This is a genomic window from Burkholderia sp. KL41 (assembly GCF_057005415.2).
In genome coordinates this window covers 858,107-879,619 of sequence record NZ_CM174447.1, presented here as the reverse complement: position 1 = coordinate 879,619, position 21,513 = coordinate 858,107, and the positions used below count along the sequence as shown (strand labels likewise).

Genomic DNA, 21,513 nt, shown 5'->3' with positions numbered 1-21,513 from the left:
AGCGGATGAGGCCTTTTTGTTTTGGTGCGCGTCATCCCGCCCGGCTCAACGGATGGAGATGACGATGGACCAAGCAAGCCGGCTGGTTGTCTGCCCCGATCGGTGCCGCACCGATGCGATCGCGTTGCCGCGGGTCGTGATCCAGTTCACGGTCGCGCCGCACAAGACGTTGGCGTGGCGCGCGCAAAACGATGCCGAGATTCGCGTGCACGACGCAACACTGTGGGTCACGCGGCTGGGCAGCGTCGACGACTACTGGATACGAACCGGCGACGTGCTGCGCGTGCGGCGCGGCGATCGCATCTGGATAAGCACCGACGACGCCCGTCCGGCCGAAGCATCGATCACGACCGCGTACGCGACGGGACGCGACGCATGGCTGGCGCGTGCGCTCGCGCAAATGCGCAGCCTGTTGCGCGAACGATGTCGAAGTCGCTCATGACGAACGTGTCGCGACGCATGCGATCCGGGTGCGCGGCCACTCGCGCGCAGCCGCCGACGCATCCCCTTTACTATCTCTAAAATTGTCGTTGACAACGCCGTTCCACGAAGACAAACTCGTTCGCATGCCTACGTACACGCTCGTCTCCGCCTCGATTCATCGATCGATGAACATTCGAAAGAATGGTTCACGGGAGGCGCTTGTGCGTTAGCAATCGGGCAGTACCGCATGTCACACAAGGCCTCGCCGGAAACGGATGAGGCCTTTTTGTTCTGGTGCGCGTCATCCATCCGGCTCAATCACTGGAGAAGACGATGGACCAGGCAAGCCCGCTGTTTGACCGTCCCGATCGGCGCCACGCCGGCACGATCGCGTTACCGACTGTCGTGATCCGTTTCGCGGTCGCGCCGCGCACGACGATGACCTGGCGCGCGCCACGGGACGCGGAGCTCCGCACGCATGGCGCGGCGCTGTGGGTCACGCGCCCGCCGAGCGTCGACGATTGCTGGGTGCAGCCCGGCGACGTGCTGCGCATCGCACGCGGCGAACGCATCTGGCTCGGCACCGTTGCCGACGACCGGCCGGCCGAAGCGACACTCACGACCGCATACGTGCGTCGCGGCGAGCGCTTCAGGCGCACGCTCGCGCAAGTGCAACGTTTGCTCGTCGGGATAGCGGGAAGGAGCGGATGAGCGACGTGCCGTCAGGCACGCGAGACGCGGAACGGTCGCGACCGGAAACGGACGCACCCGCGGCATGAGTCGCCGCGGGTGCGCATCGAATGACGCGGCACGCCGGTGCGTGCCGCGAGCGATCGCGCGCCGCGATGCAGTTGGTGCATCAGGTGCATCAGGTGCTGGCGGCGAGACGCGGGCCCGTGCTGCGGGGAGTGGAATCGAGGTCGGGGCGTTGCGCTGCCTGCGAGGTCACCCACGGATCGATGCCCTGCTTCTGCACCTCCTCGAGGAATGACACACGTGTGCGCCAGTAATCCGCTTGTAATTTCGCGTCGATGACGCGCTGTTCGGCAGCGAACAGTTCCATGCGCGCCGTCACGAGCATCGACGCAGCGGTTTTTTCCGGCGTGGGGGCGTGTCGCATCGCCCAACGGCTGATCCAGTTCAACATGCTGACCTCCGTGATTACGGACGAACCCGCATCGGGCAATCGCAATCGGCCGTGCCTGCCCGAACGCGCAACGGCCTTGACCGCACTTCACCGCCCGGCCTGCACGGACTGCGACTCCCCCGCGTCGGCAATTACCGGCCGGCGTGTGCATGCGCGGTGTATCTATCCTAGAAAGACTTGCCGGTTTATGCGATGGGGTCTTGCAATCTTTTACACAGAAACCACAGTCGCCCCCGCATCACGAAATGACAGTTGCGGGCGGGACGGCTTCGGCGCACGATAGCCCGATATCTGCAACCGCCTGGACTGAAGAATGGCCGCCGCATGCCGCGGCCGGGCCTCCGCACCAGCCTCGCACGTGCTGCCTGCCCCACGTTCGTGCAGCATGCGGGCGCTCCGTTTCAGCCGGATGTCATCCCGCACCCGCCACGCGCACCACACCGCGCGCCGCTTTGTGCGTCCGCCTGCACGTCCGGCTTGCACTCGCTTCTCTCGTTGTTGCGCACGTTGTTGCGCACGCATCGGCCGGCTCCGTTCGCCGGTGTTGCTTCCTTGCCTTGCTTCCTTGCCTTGCTCCCGATTCCGCCATTTCTTCCGGTTCGTTCCACCCGAACCGGTAAAATGCGCGCCTTCGCCGCGCGGCCGGGCTGCCAGACCGTTCGCGCGCGGGCAGCCGACCGATCTTGCGATCGTGCCCTCCAACTATATCGTCCGAGCTATCCGCGCTATTACAATCCGCCGATAGCCGGGCAATAGTGGCTGGTTACATTAGGCCGGCCGCTGCCTGTACAACAATTCGGCACAACAAGCAACACGACAACCCGACCGGAGAAACGCCTTCATGGAATCCATCAAGCGGTATTTCGGCTTCGCTGAAGCCGGCACCGACTTCCGCACCGAAATACTCGCGGGCGTCACCACGTTCCTGACGATGGCCTACATCATCTTCGTCAACCCCGCGATCCTCGGCGACGCCGGCATGCCGAAGGAATCCGTGTTCGTCGCGACCTGCCTCGTCGCGGCGCTGGCATCGATCATCATGGGGCTGTACGCGAACTACCCGATCGCATGCGCGCCCGGCATGGGCCTGAACGCGTATTTCGCGTACACGGTCGTCAAGGGGATGGGCTTCACGTGGCAGGCCGCGCTGGGCGCGGTGTTCATCTCCGGCTGCCTGTTCCTGCTCGTCACGCTGTTCCGCGTGCGCGAGGCGATCGTCAACGGCATTCCGAAATCGCTGCGGATCTCGATCACCGCGGGTATCGGCCTGTTCCTCGGCATCATCTCGCTGAAGACGTCGGGCGTGATCGTCGGCAACCCGGCCACGCTCGTCACGCTCGGCGACCTGCACAAGCCCACGACGATCCTCGCGATCATCGGCTTCTTCACGATCGTCACGCTCGACCACCTGCGCGTGCGCGGCGCGATCCTGATCGGCATCATCGGCGTGACGATCCTGTCGTTCTTCTTCGGCGGCAACCAGTTCCACGGCGTGTTCTCCGCGCCGCCGTCGATCGATGCGACGCTGTTCAAGCTCGACATCGGCGCCGCGCTGTCGACCGGCATCATCAACGTGATCCTCGTGTTCTTCCTCGTCGAGCTGTTCGATGCGACCGGCACGCTGATGGGCGTCGCGAACCGCGCTGGCCTGCTCGTCGAAGGCAAGATGAACCGCCTGAACAAGGCGCTGCTCGCCGACAGCACGGCGATCGTCGCGGGCTCGGTGCTCGGCACGTCGTCGACCACCGCGTATATCGAAAGCGCATCGGGCGTGCAGGCCGGCGGCCGCACGGGCGTGACGGCCATCACCGTCGCGGTGCTGTTCCTCGCGTGCCTGTTCATCGCGCCGCTCGCCGGCGTCGTGCCGGCATATGCGACGGCACCGGCACTGCTGTACGTGTCGTGCCTGATGCTGCGCGAGATGGTCGAGGTGCCGTGGGACGATGCAACGGAAGCCGTGCCGGCCGCGCTCACCGCGCTGCTGATGCCGTTCACGTACTCGATCGCGAACGGCGTCGCGTTCGGTTTCATCGCTTACGGCGGCCTCAAGCTGCTGACGGGCCAGGCCCGCTCGGTCAAGCCGATCGTGTGGATCATCGCGGCCGTGTTCCTGTTCCGCTTCTTCTATCTCGGCAGCGAGTGACGGTCGCGCTTCGGCGCGATGCACGACGAACGAACGCCACCTTCGGGTGGCGTTTTCGTTGGGCGGGTCGCGCGCATCACGGCGTCGCGACGCCCTTGAGTTCGTCGTCGTACAGCCGCTGCGCCAGCGGCGGATCCAGCGTCTTGACGCGGCGGTACAACTGCATCGCGTCATCGATCCGCCCGGTGCGGCGATAGGCGACCGCCAGGTTGGCGATCACGTGTGCGTCGTCGGGATACGCGCGGTTCCTGCCCTCGAAGATCCCGACCGCCGCATCGGGCCGGTTGCCGCGGATCGCCGCGATGCCCGTTGCCTCGAGCGCCAGCCGGTTCGCCGGATCGAGTTTCAACGCCTGATTCGAATGATTTTCTCTGCGATCCTGACGAATCGATACGCCGGGTCGTGCCGGCACACTAGCAGCCGGCCGGGCGCGGCAGCAATCCGGTGCGGCCCGCATACGAAAATGCCGCCCGGGCCCGCCGAACGGCATCGCATGAAAGGCAACGTCTTCGCGTGCGCGGTGTTCAACGACGCGCGCAGCAAGACGGGCGTCGTGTCGTCAGCGCCAGTTGGCCTCGTAGAAGCGGACGTAGCCGCTGCGCAGCGTCACGCATTGCGCGCGCGTCTCCGACAGCAGGCGCCGTGCAGCCGCCTCGATACGATCGCGGTGCTGGTCGAATGCACCGACCATGTCCTCGAAGCGCGGCGAAGCCGCACCGAAGTGGTCTTCCAGTGCCTCGGCGGTGATCTGACATTGAACGCGCTCGCCATTCACCAACGCCGTGAACGCAAGCATCAGGTCGCGCCCCGAATACTCGGGCTTCTCGTTCGTGAAATGGATTTGCATAGGACCCGCCTCGACCGGTAGAAAACGAATGACCGCGTCCGTCGTCCGCCACCGGCCGGACGAAATGTACGCGGGCTCGCCGGCGGGGGCACGGCCCGCGGGTAATGGCGCGGGTAATGCATGCCGGTTGCTTTCCACTTTAGACGGTTTCGCGCGGGAGACAAAATTTACGGCGTGCGTCGTTCCGACGCGCATTTCATCTGATCAGCGCGGCATCCGGCACCGTTTCGGAAACCGGCGTCAGTGAGGATCGTTGGGCCATACGTTGAGCGCGATTGCGGCCGTCGTGGCGCCGACCGCGATCGCGGCCGCCCCGTATCGCACCGCATCGGTCAGATCGAACAGCAGCCCGTGGATCGCCACGGCAATGCCGCCCAGCATGATGAATGTGGCGATGGCCGCCAGCACGACTCTCAGTTCCGTCCGAACCATGATGCGTCTCCCGAACGGATGCATGTCGCGTCGCATGCATGTTGCAATGCGGAACACGGCGCGTGCGTGCTCCGTTTCCATCATTGCAGGCGGGCATTTAAAAGCAAGTGGATTTTGTACGCGGTCGCGCATCGCACGCGGCGCTTGTATGATGATGTGTGCCCGGATGGCCGGCGTTCGCGCGTCGATGGTGCGCCGCACGCGCAGGCGGGAACCGGTAGAGGAATCCGGCGAGCACGTGTGTGCCGGATCGGCCGGATTCGAGGAGCGTGGGGCTTGGGGGGCGCTAAAACGCCAACTCGGGCCGACCGCGAAGCATGGGTCCAGAGCAAGCGCTAAAGAGCCAACTCGGGTCGACCGCGAAACATGGGACCCGAGCAAGCGCTGAAGCGCCAACTCGGGTCGACCGCGAAGCATGGGACCAGAGCAAGCGCTAAAGCGCCAACTCTGGTCGACCGCGAAGCATGGGACCAGAGTAAGCGCTAAAGCGCTAACTCTGGTCGACAGGAGACAAGTCATGCCGCAACCTTTCGTGCTGCCCGCCACCGCGGGTCGCACCGACCTGCTCGCGCAGGCGCATGCGCGTTCGACCGCGGTCGGCCTGCGCGCGCACGAACGTCCCGATTTCTCGCCGCTGTCGCGCCTCGCGCTGCGCGAACTGCTCGACACGAATCACGCGCTGTTCTCGCACGCCCGCCCGGTAATGGAGAACCTCCACGCGCAAATCGCCGACACGCAAAGCCTCGTGCTGCTGACCGACGCGGACGGCGTCATCCTGCACAGCATCGGCGACGCGGACTTCATCGAAAAAGCCAACCGCGTCGCGCTGTGCACGGGCGTTTCGTGGGCGGAAGGCGCACGCGGCACCAACGCGATCGGCACCGCGCTCGCATCGGGCCAGGCCGTCGCCGTGCACGGCGACGAACACTTCCTGCGCGCCAACCACATCCTCACCTGCTCCTGCGCGCCGATCTTCGACCCGTTCGGCCGCACGCTCGGCACGCTCGACGTCAGCGGCGATCCGCGCGGCTCGAGCCCGCACACGCTCGCGCTCGTGCGGATGTCCGCGCAACTGATCGAGAACCACCTGTTCGCGAACCAGTGCGCGGAAGCCCTGCGGCTGCGCTTTCATGCGCACGAGGAATGCGTCGATTCGCTGTTCGCCGGGCTCGTCGCCTTCGGCCCCGACGGCGGGCTGATCGCCGCGAACCGCAGCGCACAATTCCAGCTCGGCGCGTCGTTCGACGCACTGCAACATCAGGCCAGCGACGCGCTGTTCGGCATGCGCTTCAGCCAGCTCGCGCAGCAGGCGGCACGCGCACCCGGTGCGATGTTCCGCCTCACGCTGTCGACCGGGGTACGCGTGCTGGCGCGCTGCGAATTCGCGGAAGCGCACAAGACCGCCGTCGCCGTCACGCCGCCCGCACCCGCCGCACGTGTGCGCACACCGGACCCCGATGCGATCACGTTCGCGACGCTCGACACGGGCGACGCACGCATGGCCGCCGTGCTCGAACGCGTCGCGAAGATCCGCGGGCGCGACCTGCCGCTGTTGATCCTCGGCCAGACCGGCACCGGCAAGGAATGGCTCGCCCGCGCACTGCACCAGGCATCGCCTCGCGCGGACGGCCCGTTCGTCGCGGTCAACTGCGCGGCGCTGCCCGACTCGCTGATCGAGGCCGAGCTGTTCGGCTATGAGGACGGCGCGTTCACCGGCGCGCGCAAGCGCGGCAGCCCCGGCAAGATCGTGCAGGCCGATGGCGGCACGCTGTTTCTCGACGAAATCGGCGACATGCCGCTCGCGCAGCAGGTCCGGCTGATGCGCGTGCTGCAGGAACGCGCGGTGATGCCGCTCGGCGGCGCGCGCGCGGTGCCGGTCGACGTGCGCGTGGTCTGCGCGACCCATCGCGACCTGCGCGCGATGATCGCGGAAGGCACGTTCCGCGAAGACCTGTTCTACCGGATCAACGGGCTGGCGGTCACGCTGCCGGCGCTCGCCGCACGTACCGACCTGCCCGCGCTCGTCGAGCGGATTCTCGCGCGGCTTGCACGCAGCGAACCGATGCCGCGCCGCATCGCGGCCGACGTGCTCGACGCGTTCACGCGCCACCGCTGGCCCGGCAACCTGCGCCAGATGACCAACGTGCTGCGCACGGCCGGCATGCTGGCCGAGGACGAAGACGAGATCACGCTCACCCATTTGCCCGACGATTTCTGGCTCGACTGCGACGACGCACCGGCGGCGCCGTCATCCGCGGCACCCGCCGCATCGGCCGGCTCGCACGAAGGCACGACGCTGCAACACCATCAGGCCGCGGTGATCGATGCCGTGCTGGCACGGCATGGCGGCAACGTGTCGGCGGCCGCGCGCGAGCTCGGCCTCGCCCGCAATACCGTGTACCGGCACCTGCGCCGGCATTGACGCCGGCGGCCGGCCGACGCAGGCCGCCAGCCCGTTCGGGTATGCTTGGCGCGTTGCCGCCGAATCGCCGCCCGCCTTCGCCATGACCCATCCGGAACACCCTCCCCTCGTGCGCATCGAGCCGCTCGGCGCGACCTTCGATGCACCCGATTCGCTCACGCTGCTCGAAGCCGCCGCGTTCGCGCGCGTGTCGCTGCCGCGTTCGTGCCGCAACGGCACGTGCCGAAGCTGCCTTTGCCGGATCGTCAGCGGCAGCGTACGCTACACGATCGAATGGCCGGGGCTGAGCCGCGAGGAAAAGGCCGACGGCTATACGCTGCCGTGCGTGGCCGTCGCGACGTCGGACCTCGTCCTCGACGTGCCCGACGCGGTCATGCTCGACTAGACGCGGCACGCGGTCGCGCGTGCCGTCCGGCAAAGGTTGATCCTGTGTGGAGAACGTCATGACCCAGCAAACCGATCGCATCGAAAAACAGGCCCTGCTCAACGCATCGCCCGACCGCGTGTGGGAAGCCGTCAGCAATTCCGGCGAATTCGGCCAGTGGTTCGGCGTCTCGTTCGACGGGCCGTTCGCGGCCGGGCAACCGCTGTTCGGCCGCATCACGCCGACCCGCGTCGACGACGATGTCGCCAAGGCGCAAGAGCCCTATGCGGGCACTGTGTTCGAAATCGTCGTCGATCGCGTCGAGCCGAAGCAACTGTTCTCCTTTCGCTGGCATCCGTTCGCGATCGACCCGAATGTCGATTACACCTCCGAGCCGATGACGCTCGTCACGTTCGCGCTCGCGGCACAGGCCGGCGGCACGCTGCTCACGGTCACCGAAACGGGCTTCGATCAGTTGCTCGAAACGCGCCGCGCGAAGGCGCGCGAGATGAACGATCAGGGCTGGGACGCGCAGATGACGCTGATCGCGAAATACCTGGCCACGCACGCGTAGCGCGCCGCAACGCCGCACCGCCGTGTCGACATGCGACTCGACGTGCGTGGCATAATCCGGCCCATCGTCGCCCCTACGCCGCCGCGCATCGCATGCTGAGTCGTCGTCTCCGGAAGATCGGCAGTCTGATCGGGATGCTCGCCATCCTGATGACGGCGCTCGCGCCGACGATCTCGCAGGCCCTGACGACGCAGCAGCGCGTCGATACGCTGCTGGCCGGCTACTGCACGGCCGCGCCGGCCACCGGCGAGCGCGCCGCCGATGCGTCGCGGAAGAGCCTGCAGGCCCACCTCCAGGCATGCGGCTACTGCAGCCTGCTCGCCCATACGCCCGCACTGCCCGCGCCCGACCTGACGTTCGCGGCCAACGTGCACGTCATTCAGCATCGCGAAGCGACCCGCTTCGAAAGCCTGCGCCGCGCGCTGCCGCTCACGGCCGCGCAACCGCGCGCCCCTCCGTTCACGTCCTGATTCGTCGTCAACGCCCGTGATGCCGTAGCGCATCGCGTGGCTCGCGCATGCCGTCGGCATGCGCGACGTGTCACGTTTCGAAGGACGATCATGTCTCACCGTGTTGCGCGCGGCGTCGTACCGTGCGTGCGGCCGCTTGCTGCCGGTGCGTACCGTCGCGCCCGCATTCGCCTGCGGGCAAGCGCCCGGCCGCGCACGTTCGCGCCCGCGTCGGCCGCCATCGGTGCTGCTGCGATGGTGCGCGTGCATCCGTCCGTCGAATCCGTGTTGCTTCATCCGATTCGCCACTCGCACACTCAACCATGAAAACCGCCACTTTCATTCGCGGCACGCTCGCCGCACTCGGCTTCGTCGCCATCCAGGCCGCCCACGCACACGCACTCCCGAAGACGCAGGAACCGGCCGCCGGCGCCACGCTCTCAACCGCGCCGCATGCGGTCTCGATCGGTTTCAGCGAGGCGCTCGAGCCCGCTTTCAGCTCGATCGCCGTGACCGACAGCCACGGGCAGTCGGTCGCCGACGGGAAATCGTCCGTCGACGCCGGCAACCGGAAACGCATGCACGTCGCGCTGGCCAGCCTGACCGCCGGCACGTACACGGTCACATGGATCGCGGTGGCCAGCGATGGCCATCGCACGCAAGGCCACTACGCGTTCACGCTGAAATGACGTTCGCGATGCGTATCGGCGTTTCGTGCCGATCGCGTCGCCGCCGATACCCGCCGCATCCACCCATCAGGAGAACCAACCATGAAACGCCCGATTCCGACCGGCCTGCTGTTCGCACTGCTCGCGCTGCAGGCTCCCGCCACGTTCGCCGCGCCGGCCGTACAGGCAGAAAACTGCTGGATCCGTGCGATGCCGGCGACCGTGCCGTCGTCCGGCTACTTCACGCTGAAGAACGACGGCGACGCGCCCGTCACGCTGACGGGCCTCGACACGCCCGCATACGGAATGGCGATGCTGCATGAAACGCAAACGAACGGCAGCACCGCGAAGATGGTTCACGTCGACGCCGTCGAAGTGCCCGCGCACGGCACGGTGACCTTCAAGCCGAAGAGCTATCACGTGATGCTGGAGCAGCCGCGCCAGGCCGTCGCACCCGGCGCGAAGGTGCCGTTCCGGCTGCGTTTCGCGGACGGCTCGACGGTATCCGTGACCTGCGACGCCAAGGCGCCGACCTACGCCGGCCAGTAATGCCGCCCGCCCCCGATCGAAGGAGACGCACATGAAACACCGCCTGCCGCTGGCCGACCTGATCGTCCGCTACCGGACGCCGCTGAACGTCGCCGTGCTGATCGTCTGCGGGATATGGGCCGGATGGATCGCGTGGATGACGCGGCCCGCCGCGATCGATACGCCGCCGTCGATCCCCGCGTACTGCATGCGCGACGCACGCTGACGCGCCGCGACGGCACGGTTCCGGGCAAGCCCGGGGGCATATATTGGCGTGGCATCATCGCGTCATCCCGCCCGCCGGAACCGCCTCTCGGAGCGCCGCATGTCCCTTCAGACCTGGATGCTGTTTGCCGCAGCCTATCTCGCCACGACGCTGTCGCCGGGGCCCAACGTGCTGCTCGTCATCCGCAACACGGTGCGCTACGGCACGCACGGCACGGCCGCGACGATCGCGGGCAATCTCGTCGCGCAGGGCGTGGTCGTGGTGCTCGTCGCACTCGGCGTCGGCGCGGTGCTCGCCGCGATGCCGCCGCTGTTCGTCGCGATGAAGGTAGCCGGCGCCGCGTACCTGATGGTCCTGGGTGTCAGGCAACTGCGCGGCGAGCGCAAGGCCGGCGCGTCGACCGGCGCGGCGGAGGTCGACGCACCCGACCGCGGGAAGCTGTTCCGCGAAGCGCTGTTCGTGTCGGGCAGCAATCCGAAGACGATGATCTTCCTGTCGGCGTTCATGCCGCAGTTCATCGTGCACGACCGCCCGCTCGCGCTGCAGTTCGTCGTGATGTACGCGACGATCGCGTGCACCGTCGTGGTCGTTCACAGCGTCTATTCGGCCGGCGTGCGCCGGTTCCATCGCGGCTTCGGCATGAGCCGCGCGGTGCGTGCACTCAAGCGCGCCAGCGGGCTGCTGTTCGTCGGGCTCGGGATCAAGCTGCTGACTGCGCGGCAGGCGTAAGCGCCCGTATTGTCGAGACCGAACTTGCCGCGCCGTCCCGTCAGCGTGTTTGCGCAGCCAGCGCGGCGGTGATCTCCACGAACGACGGCCGCGCGTCGACATCCTCGTTCAAACAGGCGGCCGCCAGTGCGTCGAGCGCGCGCCGGCCGGCCCACGCCTGCTGCCCGCATCGATCGAGCAACTCGCCGAGCAGGTGACCGAACGCGCGCACCTCGAGCCGTTCGAACCGCGCACCGCGCACGCGGTCGTTCACGTCGTAGAGCGACGCCGCGCCGAAATCGCCGAGCAACGCGCCACCGGCGCCGTCGTGCAGGATGTTGTGCGCATACAGGTCGCCGTGCATGATGCCGCGTTCGTGCAGATGGCCCGCGACCGATGCGATGCCGTGTGCGATCCGCAGCGCCGCGGCAGGCTCGAATTCCGTGCTGTCGGCATACACGTCGCGCGTGCAGGTCGCGAAGCTCGGCGGCCCCGCGAGATTCGTCAGCGCGGGATCGACGAGTTCCATCACGAGGCCGTGCGTACCGTCCGGATGCCCGCGCACCTTGCCGATCACCGGGATCATGTTCGGGTGGCGGCCGGCATGCAGGCATGCGGCCATTTCGCAATCGGGCAGGCCGTCGCTCGTCACCGCGCCCTTGAACAGCTTGACGGCGACCGCGCGCGGCGCAAGGTTTTCCGCCGTCCATTGCGCGCGGTAAATCACGCCCGATGCGCCTTCACCGAGCTTCTGCTCACACGCGAGCGATGCCCAATCGACGTCCGCGATGTCCGGCTCCGCCGACGCCGCGGCTTCCGGTGCCGCGCCGAACGGATTGCCGGCGGCAGCAAGCCACGCGAGCCGCGGCATCCGCAGCAGCCAGTCCGGCAGTTCGTCCAGGCGATTCGCCGACAGGCGCACCAGTTCGAGCGCGCGGCAGGCGGCCAGCCCGGCCGGCAGCGTGCGCAGCCGGTTGCCGGCGAGCATCAGCTTCTGCAAGCGCGAGCAATCGCCGATATCGGCAGGCAACTCGTCGATTGCGTTGTCGGTGAGGATCAGCCAGCGCAATGCGCGCGGCAGCGATCCACGCGGCACCGTTTGAATCCGGTTCGCCTTGAAGCCGATCATGTCGAGCTGTTCGCACGCGCCGAGCACGCTGGGGAATGCGGTGAAGCGGTTGCAGGAAGCGAACAGGATGCGCAGGCGATGCAGGCGCGGCAGGTCGTCCGGCAGCGCGGTGAGCGCATTGCCGGTCAGGTCGAGCACTTCGAGCGTGTCGGCGAGATCGAAAATCTCGCGCGGGAATGCCGTCAACCCGCATGCGAGCTTGAGTTGCCGTGCGCCGGCCAGTTGCCCGGCCTGCAGTTGTTCGAGGGTATGTGTCACGCGGAGAAAACGGGTTGCGGTTGCGGCGGCCATCGGGTCGATCGCCCGAATTCTACCGGGATCACTTTCGCGCATCCGCCCATCGTGTCACACCCTCTTCACAAACGCGAAATGTGACGCTACAATTGCGCCCCTTGCAGTGCAATGCAGTGCCGACGTGGTGAAATTGGTAGACACGCTATCTTGAGGGGGTAGTGGCGAAAGCTGTGCGAGTTCGAGTCTCGCCGTCGGCACCAGATGCGGTTTAACCGCATTTCGAGTTCAGCAGTCCCCGCCTTGCGTCAAGGTTCAGACGATCCAGCTGCCTCGCAACGAGGTTTTCGTCGTGGTTCCTTCCTCATCGCCCGCTTGGCGCGGCATGTGCCAATTGCCGGCCGACAAGACCTGTCGGAGCATGGCCCACATCGATAACCGCACGCTCCCCTTTCCAGCTTGAAGTCCATTCGATCGGACACTGTCGGGAATGCTGCGCGTCACGCTTTACTGACGGCCCGGCCACACTCCGTGATCCGAGAGAAGCAAATGACCGATGTCCGGTCGACTTCAATGCGGCATTCATATCGTTCCGCGTACCGATGACGCGGCCGCCGACCCTGCAATCCGATTCCACCGGCCACGCGTCAGGACAAGTTGAATGCCTGACTGCAAGGCAGCTTTGCTCCGCTATCGATCGTCAGATTGAAGTACGGTTTGCGATCGAGATGCCTTTCGTCCGCATCGGGATCGGGGATATTTCGAAATCGCTCGAAAACGAGCGTCTTGCCGTTCCGCAACCGTATCGACATGAACTTCATCGATGGATCGAATGTCGGCGTTCCCCATGACGAATCAATCGGCTTCCCCTCGCCAGCGGACAGGTAGATCGACAGGGTATTGCCCCACTCCTGGCGGGGCACCACCTTCATCTGATCGGCATCCGCCTGAGGCACGCCAACATTGACGGAAAGTTTCTTCCCTCCCTTTGCCGTGCAAACGAACTCCTGATTGCCGCCGAATCGCTGCTGAAACGCGACGAACGGATCGGCGTTGCGTTGATCGGCCAGAACCGTCGCCCCCCAGCAAGAAAGCACTGCGCCAGAAACCAAAAACCAGGCATTCCATTTCATTTGATCCAGACTCCCGTCACCTTTCTACCCTTTCCGATCAACGTGGGTTTCTCGCCCTTGCGCATCACCCTGCTATTCGGGCTGATGTAATCACTCGCGAACAACGGTCCGGGCAGTACGCCCCCGGCCTGACCATGAGTCGATTCATCGGTCGTATCGTAGACGATCACGGCACCCTCGGGAGCATCATAGGGGCTGGCGATGTGCAAGCAGGCAACCCGCTTCTGCCTGGCGTAGCGAATGAATAGCGAATTCCTCACCGACAAGCTCCACAACCGGTCACGACGATCATCGATTGAAAATTCCGGAATCCATCCTTCATTTTCATCTCGCGATCAACATCGACAGATTGCAGACGGCAGCGCACGCCAATTAACAAAAATACTTCTTCGTCGATATTGAATTCATTCAAATGCGAAGACCAACCTCCCGTCGAATACGACATCATCGCTCGTCAAGCATGCTCGAAAAACGCGACGGCACATGGCTTCGCGGTTTTTGTTTCCGCGGCCCTCACGCCGCCCCATCCTCCCCCGCCAGCAACAGGAAATTCCGGACCACCGCCGACGACTCATCGCATCGTGACGCAATGGCGAGCCGTGCCCGCAACGCATCCCCCGCCAGCGGCCGATAAACGACTCCGGCAACCTGCACCTGCGTAATCGCCTTCGGCACGACCGACACGCCGAGCCCGGCCGCAACCAGCGTCACCGCGGACGCCATTTGCGGCGCAGGCTGCGCCATGCGCGGCTCGAACCCGGCGGCATTGCATGCGGCGACGATATGGTCGAACAGCGCGCCGCCGGCCTCCCTCGGCACCTGCACGAACGACTCGTCCGCCAGTTCCACCAGATCGATCCGCCGCCGCTGCGCCAGCCGGTGCGCAACGGGCAGCGCGACGAACATCGGTTCGTCGTCCCAGTCGAGCATCCGCAACGTCGCGGCGGCCCGGCGTGCCGGCCGCACGATCGCGACGTCGAGGTGCCCGGCCTCCAGCGCCTCCAGCAGCATCTGCGACGCGGCCTCCTGCAACGTCAGCTCGGCATCCGGAAACGCTTCCCGAAAGCGCCGGATCAGGTCCGACACTTTCGAATTGAACGCCGCCGTCCCGGTGAAACCCACGCGCAGATGCCCGGTTTCCCCGCGCGCGGCCCGCCTTGCCGCGCGCACCGCACGCTCGGCGGCGTCGAGCACGCGGCGCGCTTCCTGCGCGAAGACCTCGCCCGCCAGCGTCAGCTCGGCGCCGCGCGCGGTCCGCCTGAACAGTTCCACATCGAGCTCGCTTTCGAGCGCCTTGATCTGCTGGCTCAACGGCGGCTGCCCGATGCCGAGCGCCTCGGCAGCCTTGGTGAAATTCGACGCGGCCGCCACGGCCAGAAAATAACGGAGATGCCGGAGTTCCATTCGTACGTGCTCTCACGGTGTGCCGGGTTGATTCACCAGCCAGTGGTTAAACATATCGCTGCGGTTACTTTCATATATTGGACATATACATGACCGTGCGCAAGAATTCAGGCATTCCTTCGCACATCGAGCGCAGTCATGTCCTCCCCTTCGCTTTCCCGTGCCCTGCCCGGCACGCAACAGGCCACGCCCGATGCGCTGCCCGCCGGCGTTTCCCCGCGCTCGGCCGCGTACAAGCGCATCGCTCTCGCGCTCTTCCTCGCCGGTTTTTCCACGTTCTCGCTGCTGTACTGCGTCCAGCCGCTGCTTCCCGCGTTCGCACGCGAGTTCGGCCTCGGCGCGGCCTCGAGTTCGCTCTCGCTGTCGCTGTCGACCGGGATGCTGGCGATCTCCATTCTGTGCGCCGGCGCGCTGTCCGAACGCGTCGGGCGGCGCGGGCTGATGTTCGCGTCGATGACGCTCGCCGCGCTGTTCAACGTGCTCGCCGCGCTGTCGCCCGACTGGAACCTGCTGCTGGTCTGGCGCGCGCTGGAAGGTTTCGCGCTGGGCGGCGTCCCGGCAGTCGCGATGGCGTATCTCGCCGAGGAAATCGCGTCGGAAGGGCTCGGTTTCTCGATGGGGCTCTATGTCGGCGGGACCGCGTTCGGCGGCATGGTCGGACGGATCGGCATGAGCATGCTGGAAGAGCACTTCTCGTGGCGCACGGCGATGCTGACGATCGGTGTCGTCGATCTCGTCGCGGCGGCCGCGTTCGTGATGCTGCTGCCGCCGTCGCGACGCTTCGTGAAGCGCACCGACCTGACGCTGCGCCATCACTTCCGGCTGTGGGGCGAGCAACTGCGTCACGCGCGGCTCCCGTTCGTGTTCGCGATCGGCTTCCTCGTGATGGGCGCGTTCGTGACGATCTACAACTACGCGGGGTTCCGGCTCACCGCGGCCCCGTTCAATCTGAGTGCGACCGCGTGCGGGCTGATCTTCGGCGCCTACCTGTTCGGGATGGTGTCGTCATCGAGCGCAGGCGCGCTCGCCGACCGACTCGGCCGCGCACCGGTGCTCGTCAGCGGCGTGCTCGTGTTCGCGGCGGGCCTCGCGCTGACGCTGTCGCATTCGCTCGCCGCGATCGTCGTCGGCATCGTGCTCGTGACGATCGGTTTCTTCATTGCCCACTCGGTCGCGAGCGGCTGGGTGGGCTACCTCGCGGGGGCCGCGAAAGGGCACGCCGCGTCGCTGTACCTGCTTGCGTACTATCTCGGGTCGAGCGTGCTCGGGTCGATCGGCGGCACGTTCTGGCAACACGGCGCGTGGACGGGCGTCGCCGCTTACGTCGCGGTACTGCTCGCGCTCGGGCTGCTGGCGGCGCGTCGGCTGGCACGGGCGTAACGGGTGTAGCAGACGCAATGGGCGCAGTGAGTGCAGTGAACGCCCCGCGCGATCCGGTCATTCGTCGCGAGCTTCAAGCACGCGACGCATCAGACTGGCCGTGCGTCGATCACGACGCCAGCACATCATCCCCCTTCACCGCATACGCCGACTCGCGCCGCTTCAGCCGCATCGCGATCAGCGCCGCGAGCACCGCCAGCGCGGCGCCCGTGAGAAACCCGCCCGTATAACCGACCTTCGCGGTGAGCGACAGAATCGTCGACGACGCGATCAGCTCGCCGAGGTCGCGCGTGCTCTGCACGGCCGTCACGTCGGTGCCGGCCTGGTCGCTGCCGCCCGCGAAGCGCATGCCGGCCGTCATGATCGACACCGACGTGATCCCGGTCGCCAGCGAACCGAGTACCGTGCACAGCCATGCCCACGACGGCGACACCGGCAGCCACCCGCCCGCCTGCGCGAACCACAGCAGCGCGGCCGCGCCCGCACAGCTCACGCCGGCCGTGAACGCACGCCACAACCCGAGCCGCCTCACGAGCCACGCACCGCCGCCGCAACCGAGCACGACCGTCACGATGCCGCCGGCCATGCCGAGCTTGCCGATCGCGTCGAGCGTCCAGCCCGCGTCGTTGAGGAACAGCTTCGACAGGCCGAAACCCGATACGGCCGTCATCGCCGACAGCAGCGCGAGCGACAGCAGCGACCACGAGCGCGGCCGCTTCGCGAAACGTACGAGGCTCGCATCATGCTCGGGCTTCGCGCGCGCACGATCCGCATCGCGCGGCAACACCCACAGCACGCAAACCAGGCTCGCGAGCGGCACGGCCGCCAGCGCGAGAAACGCGGCCCGCTGGCCGAACAGGCCGATCAGCGTCAACGTGCCGGCGCCGCCGCCGAAGAAGCCGATCATCACGCCCGCGATCTGGATCGCGTTGATCTTCGCGAGCGTGTCGCCGCTGAAGTGCTCGGCGGCCATCCCGTCGTTCGCGATGTCCTGGGTCGCGCTCGCAAGCGACGCGACGGCCAGCAGGCCGACCGCCCATCCGGCCGTCGCGACCGTCATCCCGATCTGCGCAAGGCTGCCGAGGCAGAGCACCACGAGCGTCTGCATCGGCAGCATCCAGCTGCGCCGCCGGCCGATGCGCGGCGACCAGCGGTTGTCGACGACAGGCGCCCACAGGAACTTCACGACCCACGGCAAACCGACGAGCGGCAGGAACGCCAGTGCATGAAGCGGTGCGCCGTCGTGGCGCAGCAGGGTCGGCATCGCATCCATCGCGATGCCGATCGGGATTCCCTGTGACAGGTAAAGCAGCGTGATCGTGATGACCAGGCGGCGATGTTCGAGCAGATCGCGCATCGAAGTCTCCAGTTGCATGAAATTAAAAAGGTTCGGCACCGGCCGGCACGCGCGCGGGCTGCATCGCATCGCGGCGCGGACGGCGCGCGGCACGCAGCAGCAATGCGCCGAACGCGACGAGCGCCGCGTCGATCGGCCAGTACACGGGTTCGCCTGCGCCGAGCAGCGCGATCGCGCAATGCGTCGCCCCTGCCAGCCCGTAAGCGGCGCCGGCCGCACGCATCAGCGTGCGCAGCCAGGCCGCGCGATCGGCCACGCAGGCCGCGAGCGCGAATGCACCGCCCCACACGGCCCAGAACAGCATCGCGAGCACATGGTCGACGTGCACGCCGGCGGGCAACGCACGCCCCGCGAGCAGCAGGACGCCGCCGGCGAGCACCAGCCCGCCGCAGGTGCCGACGGCGACCGCGGCCAGCACGTTCGCCAAGCGGTCGTGCTGCGCCCGCCGCCGCTCGATCCACAGATGCAGCCCCGTCGCGCAGAGCGCGCACGCCGCGAGTCCCATCAGGAAATGCAGCACGCGCAGCACGCCGCCCATCGCACCGACCCAGCCGTATTGCGCGAAATGCAGCGGCTGCACCGCGATGAACGCACGCAACCAGAAGCCTCGGCCGCGCGACGTGGCGTCCGCGAGCCATTGCCCGTCCACCGCGCGATACAGGTGGCGCTCGAACACCGCCGTGCTCGGCAGGCCGGCGGTCGTCCCGGCAATCTCGACACGCGCATTCACGTCGCCCCACCGATGCAGCACGACGGCTTCGCGCCGGAAATCCGGCGCACGTGCCGCATCGCGCCGCAGCAGCGCCTCGAGATCGGGCGCGCGTTGCCACGCGCCGCCGGCGGCAATCGGCGACGGCCCGCCGAGCAGTTCGGCGAACGCGCGCTGCGGTTGCCCCGGATATGCGACGCCCGCAAGCGACACCGTGCCGAGCGCACCCAGCCCCGACAACGCGCCGGTAAACGCGAACAGCACGAGCCACGGCGAGCCCCACAGGCCGATCCACGCGTGCAGGTCGAACAGCGCGGCGCGCAGCCCGCTGCCGCGCCGGATGCGCGCCGCGGCGGGCCAGCGCCGGTGATGCACGACCAGGCCCGCGACGATGAGCACGAGCAGCACGATCCCCCACAGGCTGACGAAGATCCGCCCGGGAAAGCCCGCGAACAGCGTCTTGTGCAGCGTGACGAGCAACGCCGCGCGTCCGCCGTCGGCCAGCCGCTCGCCCGTCGCCGGGTCGAGAGCCAGCGTGCAGGCCTGGCGCGCGTCGCAGAAACGGATCGCCGGATCGTCCGGTTGCGGCAGCACGATGCGCGCATCGCGCAACGGCACGCCGAGCGCCGCCGCGCGTGCGACGAGCGTATCGAGCGGCAGCGCCGGCCGCGCGACGGCGACCGGCGGCGGCCGCCACCAGCCCTGCATCGAATCGGTCGCGAGACTCCACGTGCCGCTGAACAGCACGACGAACAGCACCACGCCGAACAGCGCACCGGCGCCGCGATGCAGCGCGCGCCAGCGCGAACGCGATGAAGCGTCCATGTCAGCGCCCTCCCCAGAACATCGCGCACGGCACGAGCACCGCGAGCCACAGGCAGGCGCGCCACGCGGCCTGCCGCCGCCCGGGCGCGACGAGCACCCACAGCAGCGCGGCGACACCCGCGGCCAGCGACAGCAGCACCGCCGCGTAGAGCCGGTTCAGGCCGTCGGCCGGGTAATGACGGGCCAGCGTGACCGCCAGCGCGACCGCGCCCGGCAGCACGCCTGCGATCGCGAGCGCCGCCCGCGTCCCCCAGCCGCCCGCCATCAGAACTGCCCGCGCACGGTCAGCATCACGTTGCGCGGCTCCCCGTAGCGGTTGTTCCAGCCCGGGTTGCTCAGGCTCAGGTAGTACTTGCGGTCGAACAGGTTGTTGACGTTGACCGCCGCGCTCCAGTGCTTGTCGTAGCGATAGCCGAGCCGCACGCTGGCGAGCGCGTAGCCGCCCTGGCTCATCGTGACGCCGTTCGCCTGCGCCGAGTAATTGCTCTGCACCTGCACGCCGCCGCCGATGCTCCAGCGCCGCTCCTGCCACGGCAGGTCGTAGTTGGTCCACAGCCGGAACAGGTGGCGCGGGTTCAGCAGCGGCGCGAACGTGCCCGCGTTCGCGAGGTTGTCCGCATAGCGCATCGTGTCGTACGTATAGCTCGCCCACACGCTCCACCACGGCGTGATGCGGCCGTTCGCCTCGAACTCGAAGCCCTGGCTGCGCACGCTGCCGCCGTTCACGTAGTAGCAGTTCGGCCCGGCGCACGGATGCGCGAGATCGACCTGCGGATTGTTGTCGAGATCGATGCGGAACGCCGCGAGCGACACGTTCAGCTTGCCGCCCGCCAGCTCGCCCTTCACGCCCGTCTCGTAGGTGCGCCCCTTCACCGGCGTCAGGATGCCGCCGCCCCACATCGACTTGGTTTGCGGCTGAAACACTTCCGCATAGCTCGCGTACCACGACCAGTCGCGCCCGAAATCCCAGATCAGCCCGCCGTACGGCGTGAACTGGTGGCCGGTGTTGTAGTGCGCGCCGAGGCTGTCCTGGTTCCACCAGCTCATCCGGCCGCCGAGCACGAGCGTGACGGGTTCCGCGAGCTTGATGCGGCCGAGGCCGTACACGCCCTTCTGCGACACGTCGTTCTGCTGCGACTGCTGGTACGGGCCGACGCCCGGCTCGGGCACGCTGCTCGGGTTCCAGCGGTAGACGTTCACCGGCATGCCGGCCACGTTGCCGAGCAACTGCGCCGACATCTGCCCGCTGCTGCTGTTCGCGTAGGTCACGCCGAACAGCAGGTCGTGCGTCAGCCCGAACGCATGTACCGGCCCCTGCACGTTCGCATCGATGCTGCGGCTGTAGCTGCTGAACTGGTACGCGCCGCCCGTCAGCGCGCCGCCCGCACCGGTCGACGGATCGATCGCGCCGTACGAGCCCGCGTATTTCAGGTCGGAGCGCACGCTCTGGTATTCGCCGCTGACCTTCGCCTTCCAGCCGGCGCCGAGCTTCTGCTCGACCGACGCGAACGCGCGCGTCGTGTCCCAGTCGAAGTGGCCCCACGCCGTGTCGAGGAACGTCGAGCGCGACAGGCCGAGGCTCGACCCGTCGCGCGCCATCGGCACGCCGGACATGTCGGGCACCGAGCGCGTCGTCTGGTATTGCGCGCCGAACGTGAGCAGCGTGTCGCGCGTCACGTCGACTTCCGTGATGCCGTAGATCGAGCGCGTGTCCTGTTTCGCATGGTCGTAGAAGAAATGACGATCCTCGTATGCGGCGACGAGCCTGCTGCGCACGGTGCCGGCCGCATTGAGCGGGCCGCCGATGTCGGCTTCCGCGCGGTAGCGGTCCCAGCTGCCGACGCTCACGCTCGCGTTCGCGGAGAACTGGTACTGCGGCCGCTTGCGCACGAGGTTGACCGTCGCGGCCGGGTTGCCCGAGCCGTGCAGCAGGCCGTTCGCACCGCGCAGGATCTCCACGCGTTCGTACACGGAGATGTCCTGCGGCGCGCTCGCCATGTCGCCGATCACCACCGGCACGCCGTCGAATTCGAACGAATCGACCTTGAAACCGCGCACGAAATACGCGGTGGTGAGCAGCACGTACGGCTGCACGGTCACGCCCGCCGATTGCTGCATCACCTCGTCGAGCGAATACAGGTTCTGCTGGTCGATCCGTTCGCGCGTCGTCACGCTGACCGACTGCGGAATCTCCCGCAACGCCAGCGGCATCTTGCCGACCGTCGCCACGGCCGGATCGTCGGCCACGCCGCGCGACGCGGTCACCGAAATCGCCTTCAGCTCGCCCGCGGCAGGCTTCACGGCGGTCGTTTCCTCCTTCCGGACTTCCGCGCCGGCCGCCGGCGCCGCATCGGCGAACGCCGCCGCCGGATGCGCGGCGATCAGCAGGCCAAGATATAGCGACGGGCGCCAGC

Annotated in this window: 24 protein-coding genes and 1 tRNA gene; 13 read left to right on the top strand and 12 right to left on the bottom strand. The window is 67.3% G+C overall.

The window, feature by feature from the left end:
* Positions 1–64: 64 nt before the first annotated feature.
* Positions 65–442: a DUF2917 domain-containing protein gene (locus tag PQB87_RS21510; protein ID WP_111939418.1), complete on the top strand. Its 378-nt coding sequence runs from the start codon at positions 65–67 to the stop codon at positions 440–442.
* A gap of 314 nt (positions 443–756) precedes the next feature.
* On the top strand, positions 757–1,134 hold the full coding sequence (locus PQB87_RS21505) for a DUF2917 domain-containing protein (RefSeq protein WP_431207955.1): 378 nt from the start codon (positions 757–759) through the stop codon (positions 1,132–1,134).
* A gap of 157 nt (positions 1,135–1,291) precedes the next feature.
* Here the strand turns inward: PQB87_RS21505 and PQB87_RS21500 are convergent, their stop codons facing one another.
* Positions 1,292–1,570, bottom strand: a complete 279-nt coding sequence (locus PQB87_RS21500; RefSeq protein ID WP_006480752.1) for a hypothetical protein — start codon at positions 1,568–1,570, stop codon at positions 1,292–1,294.
* 841 nt (positions 1,571–2,411) lie between these two features.
* Between PQB87_RS21500 and PQB87_RS21495 the strand changes: the two genes are divergently transcribed.
* On the top strand, positions 2,412–3,713 hold the full coding sequence (locus PQB87_RS21495) for an NCS2 family permease (protein WP_021163282.1): 1,302 nt from the start codon (positions 2,412–2,414) through the stop codon (positions 3,711–3,713).
* Between the two features lie 76 nt (positions 3,714–3,789).
* On the opposite strand, the gene PQB87_RS21490 is transcribed toward PQB87_RS21495, so the two are convergent.
* The 3 genes from PQB87_RS21490 to PQB87_RS21480 all read right to left on the bottom strand — a co-directional run bounded on the left by PQB87_RS21490 (position 3,790) and on the right by PQB87_RS21480 (position 5,076).
* Complete coding sequence (locus PQB87_RS21490; protein WP_254617036.1) at positions 3,790–4,062, bottom strand: tetratricopeptide repeat protein; 273 nt, start codon at positions 4,060–4,062, stop codon at positions 3,790–3,792.
* Between the two features lie 210 nt (positions 4,063–4,272).
* A complete protein-coding gene (locus PQB87_RS21485) occupies positions 4,273–4,560 on the bottom strand; it encodes a DUF1488 family protein (RefSeq protein ID WP_011354308.1) in 288 nt (95 codons plus the stop codon).
* A gap of 240 nt (positions 4,561–4,800) precedes the next feature.
* The gene (locus PQB87_RS21480) at positions 4,801–5,076 is read right to left on the bottom strand and encodes a DUF2964 family protein (protein ID WP_021163278.1); all 276 of its coding nucleotides are present in this window, start codon (positions 5,074–5,076) and stop codon (positions 4,801–4,803) included.
* Between the two features lie 433 nt (positions 5,077–5,509).
* Here PQB87_RS21480 and PQB87_RS21475 point away from each other — a divergent pair, with 433 nt between their 5' ends.
* The 8 genes from PQB87_RS21475 to PQB87_RS21440 all read left to right on the top strand — a co-directional run bounded on the left by PQB87_RS21475 (position 5,510) and on the right by PQB87_RS21440 (position 10,952).
* Positions 5,510–7,414 (top strand): sigma-54-dependent Fis family transcriptional regulator, encoded by a 1,905-nt coding sequence (locus tag PQB87_RS21475; protein WP_048024757.1) that lies wholly within the window; start codon positions 5,510–5,512, stop codon positions 7,412–7,414.
* 82 nt (positions 7,415–7,496) lie between these two features.
* The gene (locus PQB87_RS21470; RefSeq protein ID WP_027789629.1) at positions 7,497–7,799 is read left to right on the top strand and encodes a 2Fe-2S iron-sulfur cluster-binding protein; all 303 of its coding nucleotides are present in this window, start codon (positions 7,497–7,499) and stop codon (positions 7,797–7,799) included.
* A 58-nt stretch (positions 7,800–7,857) separates the two neighbouring features.
* The gene (locus PQB87_RS21465) at positions 7,858–8,352 is read left to right on the top strand and encodes an SRPBCC family protein (protein ID WP_489243742.1); all 495 of its coding nucleotides are present in this window, start codon (positions 7,858–7,860) and stop codon (positions 8,350–8,352) included.
* A 92-nt stretch (positions 8,353–8,444) separates the two neighbouring features.
* Positions 8,445–8,822, top strand: coding sequence for a DUF2946 domain-containing protein (locus tag PQB87_RS21460; RefSeq protein ID WP_489243740.1), 378 nt, complete (start codon positions 8,445–8,447; stop codon positions 8,820–8,822).
* A 302-nt stretch (positions 8,823–9,124) separates the two neighbouring features.
* Complete coding sequence (locus PQB87_RS21455) at positions 9,125–9,490, top strand: copper resistance CopC family protein (RefSeq protein ID WP_059588738.1); 366 nt, start codon at positions 9,125–9,127, stop codon at positions 9,488–9,490.
* Between the two features lie 81 nt (positions 9,491–9,571).
* Complete coding sequence (locus PQB87_RS21450) at positions 9,572–10,018, top strand: copper chaperone PCu(A)C (protein WP_059485187.1); 447 nt, start codon at positions 9,572–9,574, stop codon at positions 10,016–10,018.
* Positions 10,019–10,049: 31 nt separating this feature from the next.
* Positions 10,050–10,223, top strand: a complete 174-nt coding sequence (locus PQB87_RS21445) for a hypothetical protein (protein ID WP_021163271.1) — start codon at positions 10,050–10,052, stop codon at positions 10,221–10,223.
* 99 nt (positions 10,224–10,322) lie between these two features.
* Positions 10,323–10,952 (top strand): LysE family translocator, encoded by a 630-nt coding sequence (locus tag PQB87_RS21440; protein ID WP_233344199.1) that lies wholly within the window; start codon positions 10,323–10,325, stop codon positions 10,950–10,952.
* A 40-nt stretch (positions 10,953–10,992) separates the two neighbouring features.
* Here PQB87_RS21440 and PQB87_RS21435 read toward each other — a convergent pair whose 3' ends face one another.
* Positions 10,993–12,318 (bottom strand): leucine-rich repeat-containing protein kinase family protein, encoded by a 1,326-nt coding sequence (locus PQB87_RS21435; RefSeq protein WP_489243737.1) that lies wholly within the window; start codon positions 12,316–12,318, stop codon positions 10,993–10,995.
* Positions 12,319–12,469: 151 nt separating this feature from the next.
* On the opposite strand from PQB87_RS21435, the gene PQB87_RS21430 reads away from it, so the two are divergent.
* A tRNA-Leu gene (locus PQB87_RS21430) sits at positions 12,470–12,554 on the top strand.
* Between the two features lie 384 nt (positions 12,555–12,938).
* Here PQB87_RS21430 and PQB87_RS21425 read toward each other — a convergent pair.
* The 3 genes from PQB87_RS21425 to PQB87_RS21415 form a co-directional block, all read right to left on the bottom strand.
* Entirely contained in the window at positions 12,939–13,424 is a 486-nt protein-coding gene (locus PQB87_RS21425; protein WP_233344201.1) for a hypothetical protein, read from the bottom strand.
* 256 nt (positions 13,425–13,680) lie between these two features.
* Positions 13,681–13,869, bottom strand: coding sequence for a hypothetical protein (locus PQB87_RS21420; RefSeq protein ID WP_233344202.1), 189 nt, complete (start codon positions 13,867–13,869; stop codon positions 13,681–13,683).
* Between the two features lie 68 nt (positions 13,870–13,937).
* Entirely contained in the window at positions 13,938–14,828 is an 891-nt protein-coding gene (locus PQB87_RS21415; RefSeq protein ID WP_153489117.1) for a LysR family transcriptional regulator, read from the bottom strand.
* Between the two features lie 138 nt (positions 14,829–14,966).
* Between PQB87_RS21415 and PQB87_RS21410 the strand changes: the two genes are divergently transcribed.
* Entirely contained in the window at positions 14,967–16,208 is a 1,242-nt protein-coding gene (locus PQB87_RS21410) for an MFS transporter (protein ID WP_060066807.1), read from the top strand.
* A gap of 109 nt (positions 16,209–16,317) precedes the next feature.
* Here the strand turns inward: PQB87_RS21410 and PQB87_RS21405 are convergent, their stop codons facing one another.
* The 4 genes from PQB87_RS21405 to PQB87_RS21390 are packed head-to-tail and all read right to left on the bottom strand — an operon-like array spanning position 16,318 to position 21,487.
* Positions 16,318–17,565 carry an MFS transporter gene (locus tag PQB87_RS21405; protein ID WP_048024808.1) on the bottom strand — a complete coding sequence of 416 codons (1,248 nt, stop codon included), beginning with the start codon at positions 17,563–17,565 and terminating at the stop codon, positions 16,318–16,320.
* A 22-nt stretch (positions 17,566–17,587) separates the two neighbouring features.
* Positions 17,588–19,099, bottom strand: coding sequence for a PepSY-associated TM helix domain-containing protein (locus tag PQB87_RS21400; protein ID WP_489243735.1), 1,512 nt, complete (start codon positions 19,097–19,099; stop codon positions 17,588–17,590).
* Position 19,100: 1 nt separating this feature from the next.
* Positions 19,101–19,364, bottom strand: a complete 264-nt coding sequence (locus PQB87_RS21395; RefSeq protein ID WP_027789648.1) for a hypothetical protein — start codon at positions 19,362–19,364, stop codon at positions 19,101–19,103.
* Positions 19,364–21,487: a TonB-dependent siderophore receptor gene (locus PQB87_RS21390; RefSeq protein WP_489244267.1), complete on the bottom strand. Its 2,124-nt coding sequence runs from the start codon at positions 21,485–21,487 to the stop codon at positions 19,364–19,366. Before PQB87_RS21390 ends, PQB87_RS21395 begins: the two co-directional genes overlap by 1 nt.
* Positions 21,488–21,513: the final 26 nt, after the last annotated feature.